17 protein-coding genes and 1 riboswitch are annotated in these 12,235 nt (G+C 44.4%); of the genes, 13 read left to right on the top strand and 4 right to left on the bottom strand.

What is annotated here, in order from left to right; translation table 11 throughout:
* The first annotated feature begins 55 nt into the window (after positions 1–55).
* Genes hpaB through G476_RS0117715 form a run of 3 tightly spaced genes read left to right on the top strand, consistent with a single transcriptional unit; the run spans position 56 to position 3,009 of the window.
* Complete coding sequence (hpaB, locus tag G476_RS0117725) at positions 56–1,531, top strand: 4-hydroxyphenylacetate 3-monooxygenase, oxygenase component (protein ID WP_026691276.1); 1,476 nt, start codon at positions 56–58, stop codon at positions 1,529–1,531.
* Positions 1,532–1,543: 12 nt separating this feature from the next.
* Complete coding sequence (gene hpaD / locus G476_RS0117720) at positions 1,544–2,530, top strand: 3,4-dihydroxyphenylacetate 2,3-dioxygenase (protein WP_026691275.1); 987 nt, start codon at positions 1,544–1,546, stop codon at positions 2,528–2,530.
* Between the two features lie 17 nt (positions 2,531–2,547).
* Complete coding sequence (locus G476_RS0117715; RefSeq protein WP_026691274.1) at positions 2,548–3,009, top strand: flavin reductase family protein; 462 nt, start codon at positions 2,548–2,550, stop codon at positions 3,007–3,009.
* Between the two features lie 44 nt (positions 3,010–3,053).
* Here G476_RS0117715 and G476_RS23695 read toward each other — a convergent pair whose 3' ends face one another.
* On the bottom strand, positions 3,054–3,212 hold the full coding sequence (locus tag G476_RS23695; RefSeq protein WP_156906628.1) for a hypothetical protein: 159 nt from the start codon (positions 3,210–3,212) through the stop codon (positions 3,054–3,056).
* A gap of 130 nt (positions 3,213–3,342) precedes the next feature.
* Here G476_RS23695 and G476_RS0117705 point away from each other — a divergent pair, with 130 nt between their 5' ends.
* The 7 genes from G476_RS0117705 to G476_RS0117675 all read left to right on the top strand — a co-directional run bounded on the left by G476_RS0117705 (position 3,343) and on the right by G476_RS0117675 (position 8,752).
* Positions 3,343–3,975 carry a lytic transglycosylase domain-containing protein gene (locus tag G476_RS0117705; RefSeq protein ID WP_026691273.1) on the top strand — a complete coding sequence of 211 codons (633 nt, stop codon included), beginning with the start codon at positions 3,343–3,345 and terminating at the stop codon, positions 3,973–3,975.
* Between the two features lie 120 nt (positions 3,976–4,095).
* A complete protein-coding gene (locus tag G476_RS0117700; RefSeq protein WP_026691272.1) occupies positions 4,096–4,473 on the top strand; it encodes a YidH family protein in 378 nt (125 codons plus the stop codon).
* 93 nt (positions 4,474–4,566) lie between these two features.
* Positions 4,567–5,034 carry an SRPBCC family protein gene (locus G476_RS0117695; protein WP_026691271.1) on the top strand — a complete coding sequence of 156 codons (468 nt, stop codon included), beginning with the start codon at positions 4,567–4,569 and terminating at the stop codon, positions 5,032–5,034.
* 141 nt (positions 5,035–5,175) lie between these two features.
* Positions 5,176–5,281, top strand: a riboswitch (SAM riboswitch).
* Positions 5,282–5,366: 85 nt separating this feature from the next.
* Positions 5,367–6,188: a VOC family protein gene (locus tag G476_RS22400; RefSeq protein WP_051314906.1), complete on the top strand. Its 822-nt coding sequence runs from the start codon at positions 5,367–5,369 to the stop codon at positions 6,186–6,188.
* A 10-nt stretch (positions 6,189–6,198) separates the two neighbouring features.
* Positions 6,199–7,200, top strand: a complete 1,002-nt coding sequence (locus G476_RS0117685) for an aliphatic sulfonate ABC transporter substrate-binding protein (protein WP_245579692.1) — start codon at positions 6,199–6,201, stop codon at positions 7,198–7,200.
* A 13-nt stretch (positions 7,201–7,213) separates the two neighbouring features.
* Positions 7,214–7,981, top strand: coding sequence for an ABC transporter permease subunit (locus G476_RS0117680; RefSeq protein ID WP_026691269.1), 768 nt, complete (start codon positions 7,214–7,216; stop codon positions 7,979–7,981).
* Positions 7,982–7,993: 12 nt separating this feature from the next.
* Complete coding sequence (locus tag G476_RS0117675; RefSeq protein WP_026691268.1) at positions 7,994–8,752, top strand: ATP-binding cassette domain-containing protein; 759 nt, start codon at positions 7,994–7,996, stop codon at positions 8,750–8,752.
* A 46-nt stretch (positions 8,753–8,798) separates the two neighbouring features.
* On the opposite strand, the gene G476_RS0117670 is transcribed toward G476_RS0117675, so the two are convergent.
* The 3 genes from G476_RS0117670 to G476_RS0117660 are packed head-to-tail and all read right to left on the bottom strand — an operon-like array spanning position 8,799 to position 10,735.
* Positions 8,799–9,185 carry a 5-carboxymethyl-2-hydroxymuconate Delta-isomerase gene (locus G476_RS0117670; RefSeq protein ID WP_026691267.1) on the bottom strand — a complete coding sequence of 129 codons (387 nt, stop codon included), beginning with the start codon at positions 9,183–9,185 and terminating at the stop codon, positions 8,799–8,801.
* A gap of 12 nt (positions 9,186–9,197) precedes the next feature.
* Positions 9,198–9,941, bottom strand: a complete 744-nt coding sequence (locus tag G476_RS0117665; RefSeq protein WP_026691266.1) for a fumarylacetoacetate hydrolase family protein — start codon at positions 9,939–9,941, stop codon at positions 9,198–9,200.
* Positions 9,938–10,735 (bottom strand): fumarylacetoacetate hydrolase family protein, encoded by a 798-nt coding sequence (locus tag G476_RS0117660; protein WP_026691265.1) that lies wholly within the window; start codon positions 10,733–10,735, stop codon positions 9,938–9,940. Before G476_RS0117660 ends, G476_RS0117665 begins: the two co-directional genes overlap by 4 nt.
* A 146-nt stretch (positions 10,736–10,881) precedes the next feature.
* Here G476_RS0117660 and G476_RS0117655 point away from each other — a divergent pair, with 146 nt between their 5' ends.
* From G476_RS0117655 to G476_RS0117645, 3 genes are all read left to right on the top strand, one after another.
* Positions 10,882–11,523: a nitroreductase family protein gene (locus tag G476_RS0117655; RefSeq protein WP_026691264.1), complete on the top strand. Its 642-nt coding sequence runs from the start codon at positions 10,882–10,884 to the stop codon at positions 11,521–11,523.
* A gap of 1 nt (position 11,524) precedes the next feature.
* Complete coding sequence (locus G476_RS23690; protein ID WP_156906627.1) at positions 11,525–11,701, top strand: hypothetical protein; 177 nt, start codon at positions 11,525–11,527, stop codon at positions 11,699–11,701.
* A 197-nt stretch (positions 11,702–11,898) separates the two neighbouring features.
* Positions 11,899–12,189, top strand: a complete 291-nt coding sequence (locus G476_RS0117645) for a hypothetical protein (RefSeq protein WP_026691263.1) — start codon at positions 11,899–11,901, stop codon at positions 12,187–12,189.
* Positions 12,190–12,235: the final 46 nt, after the last annotated feature.

Here is a 12,235-nt window from a genome sequence, read left to right as displayed (position 1 = left end):
AGGGGGGAGGTATGATCCACCGCCCTTTTTTCACCATCCAAAAGGAGGAATCTTGATGCCGGCAAAAACAGGCGAACAATATATCAACCGCTTAAAAAAAGCGAGTAATCATATTTATCTTCACGGGGAGCGAGTGGATGATGTCACGGAGCACCCAGGCCTAAAAAACGTCGTTCGCTCCATGGCGAAACTATACGACCTCCAATACGAAAAACCGGAAAAGATGCTCTATACATCACCGACTTCAGGTGAAAAGGTAGGAATGACGTTTTTACAGCCCACATCGATTGAAGACTTAATCAAGCGCCGAGAAGCTATTCAAGAGTGGGCACGTACATCCGGAGGAATGATGGGGCGCTCGCCAGATTATTTAAATGCAGAAGTGATGGCAATGGGAATGAACAACGAGCTTTTTTCTGAAGCGGATCCCATGTTTTCTACCAACGCCCGTAACTATTACGAGTTTGCGAGAGAAAACGACATTAGCTTGACGCACACGTTGATTCATCCCCAAGTAAACCGTGCAAAAGCGCAGCACGAGCAAAAAGATGCTAATGTGGCTCTTCATTTGGTGGAGAAAAAGAAGGATGGCATCATTGTAAACGGCATTCGTCTTCTTGCCACTCAAGGAGGCATTACAGATGAAATTCTCGTCTTCCCTTCTACAGTGAAAAAGGCGGGCGAGCTTGACGATCCTTATTCCCTTGCCTTTGCAATCCCGAACAACACACCAGGACTGAAATTTTTGAGTCGTGAGTCCTTTGATTACGGTAAAAATGAATGGGATCATCCCCTTTCGTCTCGATTTGAAGAAGGGGACGCGATCGTGTCCTTTGAAAACGTGTTTGTACCGTGGGAGAGGGTTTTTGTTTGTGGTCATTCATCGATTTGCAATCGGACGTTCCGAGAAACGAACGCGGTTGTGCATATGGCTCACCAAGTGGTGGCGAAAAATATCGTGAAAACCGAATTTCTCCTTGGCACAGCTCTTAGCATGATGGACGCGATTGGCATTGATCAGTTCCAGCATGTTCAAGACAAAGGAACTGAAATCATGCTTACTCTTGAAACGATGAAATCCCACTTGTACCGTGCGGAGCATAACGCGAAGCTCGACAAGTCCGGAACGATGACACCGGATTTCGATGCTTTAAATGCGGCTCGTAACTGGTATCCGAGGGTGTACCCTAGACTAGTTGAGATTCTCCGTGTTCTCGGAGCGTCAGGACTCATGGGCACACCGACGGAGGCCGACTTTATGCACGAAGAGATTGGTCCCATATTGAATCGTGGTCTTCAAGGAAAAAACCTTGAAGGGTATGAACGTGTGCAGCTGTTCCGACTTGCGTGGGATATGACGATGAGTGCTTTTGGGAGTCGTCAAATGCACTATGAATACTACTTCTTCGGCGATCCGATTCGCATGGGGATGACGTATTTTGATCAATACGAAAAAGAGACATATAAAAGGTACGTACAGGATTTTCTTGATCAGACGGTAAAAACAAAACCGAACACATCAAAGGTATAGGAGGAAGTGACGATGGATTTTAATATTATTCGTTCCGGCCGGGCCGTTCTTAACGTAACAGACCTTGAGCGCTCTCGTGCCTTTTATGTGGATGCGTTAGGTTTTGTGGAGACCGAATCCGATGACACTCACTTGTACTTACGGGGGTTGGAGGAGTGTAACCATCATTCCTTGCTTTTAAAAAAGGCAGAAGAGCCGTCGGTAGAAGCGATTGGATATAAAGTGTTTGAGGAAACCGATTTGGAGCGCCTTGACCTCTTTTTTTCACAAAAAGGGTTGAAAACGCGGTGGCTTGAGCGTGGGGAGCAGATTGGGATGGGTCGTGCGCTTCGTGTGCAGGACGTAAGTGGGTTGCCTCTTGAGTTTTATTGTGAAATGGATCAGGTAGAGCGGATGCTTCAGCGTTATGATCTTTATAAGGGGGCTCGTGTGCAGCGAATCGACCATTTTAATTGTATGGTTCGTGATGTGGAGAAGGCGTATGATTTTTACACGAAGGAATTGGGCTTTGCCTGTTCTGAATATACTGCTGCTGAGGACGAAAAAATTTGGGCGGCGTGGCTCCATCGTAAGCCGAGTGTTCATGATGTGGCGTTTATGAATGGGGAAGGACCACGGTTGCATCATATTGGCTATTGGCTTTCGGATCAGTTAAGCTTGATTCATGCGTGTGACGTGTTGGCGTCCATGGGGTATACGAAAAACATCGAGCGAGGGCCAGGGCGTCATGGGTTGTCGAATGCGTTTTTCTTATACTTGAGAGATCCTGATGGTCATCGAATTGAACTTTACAATGGGGATTACTTGACGAGTGATCCTGATTTTAAGCCGATTCGATGGGATATTAACGATCCTCGCCGTCAGACGTTTTGGGGGCATGCGGCTCCGGACAGTTGGTTTAACGAAGCGAGTCGTGTGCAAGATGTGTTGAACCCTAAGCAGCTGAAGGAAGTGGGACAGCCGACACTTAAACAGCGAAAACCAACGTTTGTGATTTAAAAAGGAGGCGTTTCGGAATGGATGATCAGTTGTTTAAACGGGCAATGGGGAAGTTCGCAACGGGTGTTACGGTCGTAACAACGGAATCGGGAGATAAGGTGCACGGCATGACTGCGAATGCGTTTATGAGCGTGAGTTTGGACCCGAAATTGATCGTCATTTCCGTAGCTAATAAAGCGACGATGAAGGGATACCTTGATGAGGCTGGCTCCTTTGCGGTCAGTATTTTGGCTGATGGTCAAGCAGATTTGAGCATGTATTTTGCCGGGCAGAAAAAGGATGACAAGTCTGTAGAGTTTGACGTGTTTGATGATATGCCTGTTCTTCACGGGGCAGTGGCCACGATTACGTGTGATGTGCATAATGCTCACTTGGAAGGGGATCACACCCTTTACATTGGGCGCGTAAGAGATATCCGCGTGGATGATGAGGCGAAACCATTGGCTTATTTCTCAGGGAAGTATTACGATTTGACATAACGTTTAAGAAGCAAGGGTGGAGACGTTCTCTACACCTTGCTTTTTTATTTGCGAGTATTGAGATAAATAAAGATGTTTGTACATAAACCCATGGCTAATAGGAGGAGAAGTACGGTGATGTTAATATTGGTCCATAATAGGTTTAAAAAAAGGTAGACGATGACTGGAATGACGATGGCGTTTATCCACATAAGTGGTTTCATTAGCGTGATTCTCCTATCTCTTGTTTTCCTATTTCTATAATAGAATAACATGAACAGTGTATAAAGCGTGAAGGAACTGCCATTAATCGTGTATGATAGTGAATTAAGAAGGTAAGAGGAGGTGCGGAGGATGGCGAAGAGAAAATCGAAAACGAAGCGTGTTCCGCACAGCTTGAAGGTTCTTAGTGTGTTCGGTCTGATCGTATTGTTGGTTGTGGGGATTGTGCAAACCATTGATTGGGACGAGGATCGGTGGGGGGCACCATTGTCAGAGCGAGGGGAAATGGAAGTGCCTGACGATTATCTTCCGATTTACAAAGCAGCGGAGGATGAGTATGGGGTGCCGTGGAATCTTCTGGCTGCTGTTCATAGAGTGGAGACGATCTTTTCTACGATGGACCCGCTTGTGTCGCCGGTGGGGGCTGAAGGGCATATGCAATTCATGCCGTGTACATGGACAGGTTGGTCTCATCCAACATGTGGTGGACTAGGAGAAGGGGACATTCCGAATGAGGAAAAAACGGACCCTGAGATTATTCAGCAATACGGGGGATATGGCGTGGATGCAACGGGAAACGGTGTAGCCGATCCTTACAATATAGAAGATGCCGTATTTTCGGCAGCAAAGTATTTAGCGGCCAATGGAGCGGCTGATGGGGAGTACGAACGAGCGGTCTTTGCGTATAACCGGGCCGATTGGTATGTAGAAGACGTGATTGGTTTTGCCGATCGGTATGTTGAGGAAAAAGAAGAAGAGGAATGAAGCCGGGTGCAGGAAGGATGCACTCGGTTTTTGTATATCAAGAAGTATATAAAGAGAAACATAGGTTCAAACGTGCTATAATGGGTGCATACCCTTAGGGGTATAAAGAAGGGTGAATCAATGACTACCGAACAGAAAAATCAAACATTGGAGTCTCAATACATTCAACAGCATTTAGCGAATGAACGAACGTTTCTTGCTTGGATCCGTACAGCACTTGCTCTTAAGGGCATTGGCTTTCTTGCGACCAGTTTGCACTTTACTACACTCTTGCACGAGCATTACTCTTATACAATGGCTATTACGATTAGTATCGCTTCTTTTCTAGCAGGGGTATTTATCATTGTTACGGCAATTTTTCTATATTTGAGAAATCGAAAAGCCATTAATGCGCAACAATTCACCTCATCCAATGTGGTGATCGTGTCGACGGGGGTTGTGGTGGTTCTTGTTTTATTTTTGTTGTTAACGTATTTTTTGACCGGGGCTGGTTTGTAATGTTTTGGGAGCTTAAGGTTTAGATGGTTTCTTCCGATCTTGGTGGTGAGGTCTGTTAAAATAGGTGTAAAGAGGCGGACGGGAGCGGAAGCGATGATTACCTGGAGAAAAGAACGGACGATTGGAGCGGATTTGGAAACGGTATGGCGGTTGTTTTCTGAAGACAGGATCCAAAGAGTCATGCCCAATGTAATAGAGCATCGGCTTGTCCACAAAGAAGCAGGGATGGTAGGCTCTAGGTACCTTCAAACGTATCAGCAAGGAAGTCGGCGTGAAACCTACACGATCCAGGTGCTTGGATATGAAAACAGTAGGGACCGAAAGCAATTGAAGCTTGGATTTGTTTTGGCTAAACTGTTCGAGATTCGTTTTTCAGTCACATTAGTGAAAAAAGAAGAAGAACGTACCTTATTGATTTTTGAAGGACAAAACAAAGGGGTCAATGTGGCGGGCAGAACGTTTTTGAAACTGGGTGGAAAGAAAATCACCCAAAAAGTGGTCGATGACTTTTTGGGGAGAGTGGAGAGGGAAGCGTTGAAAACTACAGGACAAGAGTCATAGAGAACTAAGAAAAAGTGGCCAGAATAGTTACGTGTGAAAGTAGCCCCTTTTTTTCAAATGCTATTGTTAAAATAGTTAAAAAATATTGACAACTGGGTTGGTTATCCATTATAGTAGCATACAACTTCATAATTCATTTGAATCTTATCCAGAGAGGTGGAGGGAATGGCCCTTTGAAACCTCGGCAGCAGACCGTTTAGGAACTGTGCCAATTCCATCAAGTCACTTGTGGCTTGAAAGATAAGAAGAGTGTTCTTTACGTTTTTTAACCTCTTCTTACAACAGAAGAGGTTTTATTTTTTTATTAATTCATAGTAAAGAGGGTGGTTTTTGTGACTTTTAAGTTTGACCATATCATTCATTACGTGAATGATGCATACGAAGTAAAAGAGGAGGTTGGAGAAAAGGGGTTGCATGTTGTAGTTGGCGGGAGGCACGAACATCGTGGCACATATAATACATTGCTTCATTTCGACCTAAGCTATATTGAGTACTTAGCCATTGATGATCGTAAATGTTTTGAAGAGGTTAAAGCAGCTGACATCAAGTACAGTCCATTTTCAACTATAGCTGAACAAGAGTATCAACAAGGGTTTTCTCGGGTTGCTTTGCGTACGAAAAACCTTCCGCTCCTAGCGGAAAGGTTTAAACAAAAAGGATTTCATGTAAATGGGCCGGTCCCATTAAGTCGGAAACGGCCGGATGGAAGTGTACTGGAATGGTCTTTACTCTTTGTCCATGATCCAAAAACAAACCTTCCTCTTCCCTTTTTTATAGATTGGCTTGTCACTGACGACGAGAGGCGAAAAGAATTAGTAAATCAAGGTGTGATAAAGCAACATGATATTGGCTCTTCCCGGCTGTCAGGTGTCTATTTTGCGGTTGAGGAGTTGAAAAGAACCGTCAACCGGTGGGAAGAGTTGTTGGACACATCCGCCGAAGCCCCTTTTGAGGACTCGACATTGGGTGCAAGTGTTCAAAAAATTGAACTTGAAGGAGGGGATTTGTATTTCTTTTCGCCTTCCAAAGGTGGTGTGATCGAAGAAATTATTCAGGAGAGCGGTGAAGGTCCGTTTCTTGTTTCCATAAAGAATGATCGTATTGAAGACGAAGTTGATTTACGAAATGGGACATATCAATTTTATAAAAGGTAGGGTGGTTAATGTGAAGAAGGCGCATGGGTTAAAACTTAGTTTTTTTATCGGTTTAATAGGAATTATAGCAGTTGGATGTGGGAATGAGGAAGCTGCTGGAGGAGAGAGTGGTGAGACCATTCGTATAGGCTTTCAAACAGGCAACACCTTAAACGTATTAAGAGAGAGTGGTTATTTAGACGAACGATTGGAAGAAGAGGGTCATAGCGTTGAATGGGTTGAATTTGATCAAGGTGGTGCCGTAATGGAAGCCTTGGCTACGGGTAATATTGACTACGGAAATGCGGCGGATGGTCCCGGTATATTTGCACAATCTGAAGGAAAAGAGATTGTCTATGTGGGAGCTAGTCTTTCTCATGAAGAAGGAATCGGTGTCATGGTAAAGGAGGATTCTGGCATCCAATCCTTTAGTGAATTGGAGGGAAAACGGATTGCCGTAATGGAAGGTGGAAATCACCATTATTACGCGATTTTAGCTCTTGAAGCGGAAGGGTTATCAGTTGACGATGTGGAGTTTGTGTACGTTTCTGATGCTTCCCAAGGCAGAGCAGCATTGGAAACAGACTCGGTTGATGCTCTCGCTTCTTGGGACCCGTTTTTCGCTGGGGTGGAGTACAGTCTGGATGTCACTACCTTGGATGATCAGGTAACCGGTTATCCAAACCGGACATTTTATTACGCGACACCGGAATTTGCAGAGGAGTCACCTGATTTACTGGAGATCGTACTTGAAGAAACAAATCGATCTGATCAATGGGCAAATGAAAACCCCGATGAGGTAGCCGAGCTTATTTCAGGCATTATCGGAATCGACAAAGAGGTCATGGATATCGTTGTTAATCGACGGGACTATGGTGTAGCGAATATTGACCAAGACATCATTGATGCTCAACAAAAACAAGCAGATGATTACTATGAGTTAGGACTTATTCAAAACGAGATTGATGTTTCAGAGATTATGCCGATTGATCCAGAATGGAGCTCAAACCAATTAGAAACATCAGAAGAATAGGTGGTGCTGAACATTGAAGAAGACATTTCAAACAAAGGTCCTGCCGTGGGTAATTCCAGCTCTTGTGCTTTTGTTATGGCAGGTCGTTTCATCGTTACAAATCGTATCACCTAGCTTGTTCCCACCTCCAACGAACGTTTTCTTATCATTTTGGGGGCTAATCTCTTCATTTGTCCTTTTTGAGCACATCCAAATCAGCTTAATGAGGGCTTTTACAGGATTATTGATTGGAGGTTTTATCGGGCTGTCCCTAGGCATCTTGAATGGATGGTCAAAATTGTCTTATTTCACGTTTGATACCTCCATTCAAATGATTCGAAATGTGCCCCATTTAGCCTTATTACCTTTGGCTATCGTTTGGCTCGGCATTGGCGAAACATCGAAGATCTTTTTGGTCGCATTAGGAGTCATGTTTCCCATCTATATAAACACTTTGCACGGCATTCGGTCTGTAAATCAAGGGTACGTGGAGATGGGGAAGATGTATGGTTTAAAAGGATGGAAGCTATTCAGACACGTTTATTTACCGGGTGCTCTCCCATCTATCTTTGTAGGGTTTCGGTATGCGTTAGGAGTGATGTGGCTTACCCTTATTGTGGCTGAAACAATTGCTACGAGTGATGGTTTAGGGTACTTGGCTATGAATGCAAGACAGTTTATGCAAACAGAAGTCATTATCGTGACGATCATTATTTACGCGCTCTTCGGAAAGCTGGCGGATGTGATTGCTCAAATGGGTGAACGGCGGGCATTGCGTTGGAATCCGACTTACAGAGAGTAGGAGGGAAGATAAATGTTAAAAAAACCAGTTGCGCCAGAGCCTCGAGCAGAGGAGACGGTCCCTGTTAACATTCGATTGGATCGCCTGCAAAAGTCCTTTGGAGCAAAACAAGTGTTAACGGAAGTAGATCTTACCATTCAACCTGGGCAGTTTGTGGCGATTGTAGGGAAAAGTGGAAGTGGGAAAAGTACATTATTACGGTTAATTGCAGGCCTGGAAAAACCAACAGGCGGGCAAATTTCATTTAACGGTCAATCTTCTGATGAGTCGGATGCAAACATGACTATGATGTATCAAGACTCTAGGCTGTTACCTTGGAAAACGGTGATTAATAATGTGGGGTTAGGACTAAGTGGAGATTGGCATAATCGGGCAGAATCTGTATTAGAATCCGTTGGACTTCTTTCATATAAAGAAGAGTGGCCATCGACCCTATCAGGAGGACAACAGCAACGAGTGGCCTTGGCTCGGGCATTAATCCGTAAACCTCAGCTGTTAATGCTGGATGAACCCTTAAGTGCGTTGGACGCTCTTACTCGTATTGAGATGCAAAACCTCATAGAAGAACTGCAACAGGAGAATGGATTTACTGCACTTCTGGTCACTCACGACGTAAGAGAGGCTGTAAGACTTGCAGATCGAATTCTACTTATTGAAAACGGAACAATTACATTGGATGTGGACAATTATGCCCCCCGTCCAAGAGACTTATCCAGTCAAGGGATGGTTGCATTAGAGAAGAAGGTCCTTTCAAAAATAATGGGGACGTAAATGAGAAGAGCACATATGAAAATAAGCAACGGAGCCATTCCGTTGCTTATTTTTTATACCGCTGGTGGATATTGTTTTTCTTTAATGTCCCTGTTTCGCTAAACTCGATCAACTCTAGAGAGAGGGCCAAGTAGCGTTTTTCATAAATGTCAGCAAAGTGGTCTGTAATGACCTGGAACACCTCGTCGCATGTCGCTTTTTTTACCTTTTCTGATCGGCCGGCGCCGATTTTAATGGTTGTGTGAACGAAAGCATCATCGGGATTTGACCCATCAGCAACTACGTAATCTGTTAGTGGCATTGCCCGTGAACGAATGCCTCCGATCGGATACGTGTCCGGTCGATCGGCAAACACGCGGTTGATGTTATGGAGGAGAGTCTTAAGGTTCGTTTCATTTATATTGTCCGAGTATTCTACAATAATATGAGGCATGATTGTTCCTCCTTACGTACGGTTGATGATCGTATTGGAAAGCTGCCCGAGGCCTTCGATTTCGGTAATCACTTCATCTCCCACATTCACATTCACGGTTCCTTTTGGGGTGCCGGTAAGAATCACGTCTCCGGTGCTGAGGGTCATAAAGCTACTTAAATACTCAATCAGTTGAGGAATACCGAAGATCATATTCTTTGTGGATCCTTCTTGTGTGAGTTCCCCGTTTACATACGTTCGAAGCTTCAGATCCATAGGGTCCTTAATGTCGTCCCGGTCCACAAACCAAGGTCCAAGAGGCGTGCAGTAATCTCGGTTTTTTACCCTGAGGTTTGGCCGGTAATAGTTTTCGAGATAATCTCGGAACGCATAGTCGTTGGCGATGGTGTATCCGGCCACGTAGTCATATGCATCTTCTTTCTTCACGTTACGAGCGGTTTTTCCAATGATTACTGCAAGCTCGCATTCGTAGTGCATAAAGGTCACGTCTTCTGGTCGTTCCGTCTCTCCTTTATGACCGACGAATGTGTTTGGGCCTTTTAAAAAGACAAGAGGCTCGTCTGGGGCGTTGAAGGATAATTCGCTTGCGTGATCGGCGTAATTTAAACCAAGGGCGAAGGCGGTTTGTGGTTCAAAGGGAGGAAGCCACGTAACGAGGTCTTCTTTAACAAGGCGACCGCTTGACAGACGGAGTTTTCCGTCAAAAGGTGTGGCTTCGTGAATGGCTCCAGCAAAAACAACACGTGCTCGCTTCATGATCGGTCACTCCCTTTTTGTGAGACTTCAAATTCGTGGATGATGGTATTCTCCAGTAGACCGACCCCGTCAATATGGATACGCACAACGTCATTCGCTTTGACGAGCGGTGCCTCTTCCGGCACTCCGACAAGAAGGGTGTCCCCTTTACGCAAAGTCATGAACTCAGTCACATCTTCAAGCAATTCCCCAACCGAACGAAGCAGGTTTTTGGTCGTGTTCTCAAGAACGAGCTTTCCGTTTACCCAAGCACGGATGCTCAAGTGATCAGGAGAATCGAGGCTTTCTTTTTCCACGATCCAAGGGCCGATTGGGCAAAAGCCATCCCGTGCCCGGTGTTTAACAGCAGGACGAAACACACTGTCATGAGGAACGGTCACGTCATTTGCGATTGTATAGCCTGTAATATAATGATGAGCTTCGTGTTTTTTTACCCTGGAAGCGGTCCGCCCGATTACAACGCCAAGAGTGGGGCCGATCTGAAGCTGGTCCACGTCCTTTGGCAAAGGAATCGGTTGATGGTGACTCGTGAGGGTATTTCTTGGCTTTATGTAAAGAATAGGAGCTTGCGGTGGTTTGTTGTAGGGCTCTTGATAAGTCGATTCTCCCATTTTTGCAAGGGCACCTTTAAAGTTAAGAAGAGTTCCGTACACGGTACCCGATACGATCGTATCGTATTGGAGTTCTTCAATGTTTCTTCGGATGCCTTCATACATTAAGCTCGATGCTGCTTGATCAAAAGAGGCTACAATGGCTTCACGATGGCCAGAAGGTTTAAACCAAACTTTTTTCATGCTACCACTCCTTTTTTCTGAATGTTCACTCTATTAGTATACCATCTGGAGTGTAATTTTGGTAAAGTCCTAATCTTTGAGATTCGAAGATGCGCTTGTTATACTGAAAAAATGAAAAACTACACTGGAAAAGGGGATGACTTGATATGTCTATGACAGCACAACAGCAAGACCTTGGTCTTTTTCAAACAATAAATGAACGTCACTCTGTTCGAAAGTACGACCCAAAAGTAAAAATGTCTGAAGAAGAGATGAACGAAATACTAGAAGCAGCAACAAAAGCGCCATCATCATGGAACCTTCAGCACTGGAAGTTTCTTGTGATTGATGATGAGAAGAAAAAAGAAGAGCTTCTGCCTCTTGCTTACAATCAGCAACAAGTGGTTGATAGTTCGGCGGTCATCGCGGTTCTAGGTGATTTGAAAGCGAATGAAAACGCGGAAGACGTGTATCAGGGTGCCGTTGACAACGGATTTATGCCTGAACAAGTGAAAAACACGCTTGTAGGTCAAATTAACAAAGCATACGAAGGGGACACGCCGTTCCCTCGCGACGAGGCGGTATTGAATGCGTCTCTAGCGTCCATGAACTTGATGCTTGCCGCTAAAGCAAAAGGATATGATACATGCCCAATGGGCGGCTTCCAACGAGGGAAATTCGTTGAGCAGTTCAATGTTCCTGAGCGTTATGTACCTGTGATGCTTTTAACGATCGGAAAAGCAGTGAAGCCGGCACATCAGTCCGCTCGTTTTGAGTTGGATCGTGTAGTCGTGAAGAATAGCTTCTAAAATGAATGAGAACAGCCCTTTTGCTGAGGGCTGTTTTTATTTTGAAGTTGCGATCGGTTTTGGTGCGGAAGAAATAACGATGTTTTGGGTAGAAATAATGAAGTTTGAGGTAGAAAAGATCAGCGATTTGGTAGGATTAAGTATTGATCAGGAAGAATTCATCCTTTTTGCTTTGTAATCAAATGAGGTGCGGAAGAAATAACGATGTTTTGGGTAGAAATAATGCTATTTGTGGTAGAAAAAAGCAACATTTTGGTAGGATTAGATACCAATTAGGAAAATGTCAGCCTTACTTATTCCCCACGCTCAATTGTTTAACGATTCACCAAACGGGTATCTCTTTACTATATAGAGTAACCATGGAGGTGCACGAACATGGCACGACCTGTTGTAGCAGTAATGGATTCAATGGATCAAAAAGACGACGTTTTTGAAGAGCTTTTAAATGACAAAGGCTATTCCGAAAAGGACATTTCGATTATCTCGAGAGATGATGAAGAAGCAAAGCATTATACACGTTTTTTTGAACAAGGGAACTTTGTCGTGACTGTGGAAGTGGAAAAGGATATCGGTCAGGCTCATAAGAAAGATCCTCAGGAGCGGATGAATGCAGAACCGCTCATGCCCACACATCAGCCTCATCATCACATGAAGAGAGGGCTATAAAAGAAAATGTAAATGTTGATTTCTCATAAGGTTGATCCAAAAGTCG

Source organism: Alteribacter aurantiacus DSM 18675 (genome assembly GCF_000429705.1).
Taxonomy (GTDB): domain Bacteria; phylum Bacillota; class Bacilli; order Bacillales; family Salisediminibacteriaceae; genus Alteribacter; species Alteribacter aurantiacus.
Note: the sequence above shows the minus strand (reverse complement) of the source record. Positions and strands in the feature narration are given on the sequence as shown.

What these genes read in the sequence shown, in the direction of transcription:
- G476_RS0117675 (WP_026691268.1), top strand. Translation starts at nt 7,994, where the DNA reads ATGTTAAAAAAACCAGTTGCGCCAGAGCCTCGAGCAGAGGAGACGGTC.
- hpaD (WP_026691275.1), top strand. Translation starts at nt 1,544, where the DNA reads ATGGATTTTAATATTATTCGTTCCGGCCGGGCCGTTCTTAACGTAACA.
- G476_RS0117665 (WP_026691266.1), bottom strand. Translation starts at nt 9,941, where the DNA reads ATGAAGCGAGCACGTGTTGTTTTTGCTGGAGCCATTCACGAAGCCACA.
- G476_RS0117715 (WP_026691274.1), top strand. Translation starts at nt 2,548, where the DNA reads ATGGATGATCAGTTGTTTAAACGGGCAATGGGGAAGTTCGCAACGGGT.
- G476_RS0117670 (WP_026691267.1), bottom strand. Translation starts at nt 9,185, where the DNA reads ATGCCTCATATTATTGTAGAATACTCGGACAATATAAATGAAACGAAC.
- G476_RS23695 (WP_156906628.1), bottom strand. Translation starts at nt 3,212, where the DNA reads ATGAAACCACTTATGTGGATAAACGCCATCGTCATTCCAGTCATCGTC.
- G476_RS0117655 (WP_026691264.1), top strand. Translation starts at nt 10,882, where the DNA reads ATGTCTATGACAGCACAACAGCAAGACCTTGGTCTTTTTCAAACAATA.
- G476_RS0117695 (WP_026691271.1), top strand. Translation starts at nt 4,567, where the DNA reads ATGATTACCTGGAGAAAAGAACGGACGATTGGAGCGGATTTGGAAACG.
- hpaB (WP_026691276.1), top strand. Translation starts at nt 56, where the DNA reads ATGCCGGCAAAAACAGGCGAACAATATATCAACCGCTTAAAAAAAGCG.
- G476_RS0117700 (WP_026691272.1), top strand. Translation starts at nt 4,096, where the DNA reads ATGACTACCGAACAGAAAAATCAAACATTGGAGTCTCAATACATTCAA.
- G476_RS23690 (WP_156906627.1), top strand. Translation starts at nt 11,525, where the DNA reads ATGAATGAGAACAGCCCTTTTGCTGAGGGCTGTTTTTATTTTGAAGTT.
- G476_RS0117645 (WP_026691263.1), top strand. Translation starts at nt 11,899, where the DNA reads ATGGCACGACCTGTTGTAGCAGTAATGGATTCAATGGATCAAAAAGAC.
- G476_RS0117705 (WP_026691273.1), top strand. Translation starts at nt 3,343, where the DNA reads ATGGCGAAGAGAAAATCGAAAACGAAGCGTGTTCCGCACAGCTTGAAG.
- G476_RS0117660 (WP_026691265.1), bottom strand. Translation starts at nt 10,735, where the DNA reads ATGAAAAAAGTTTGGTTTAAACCTTCTGGCCATCGTGAAGCCATTGTA.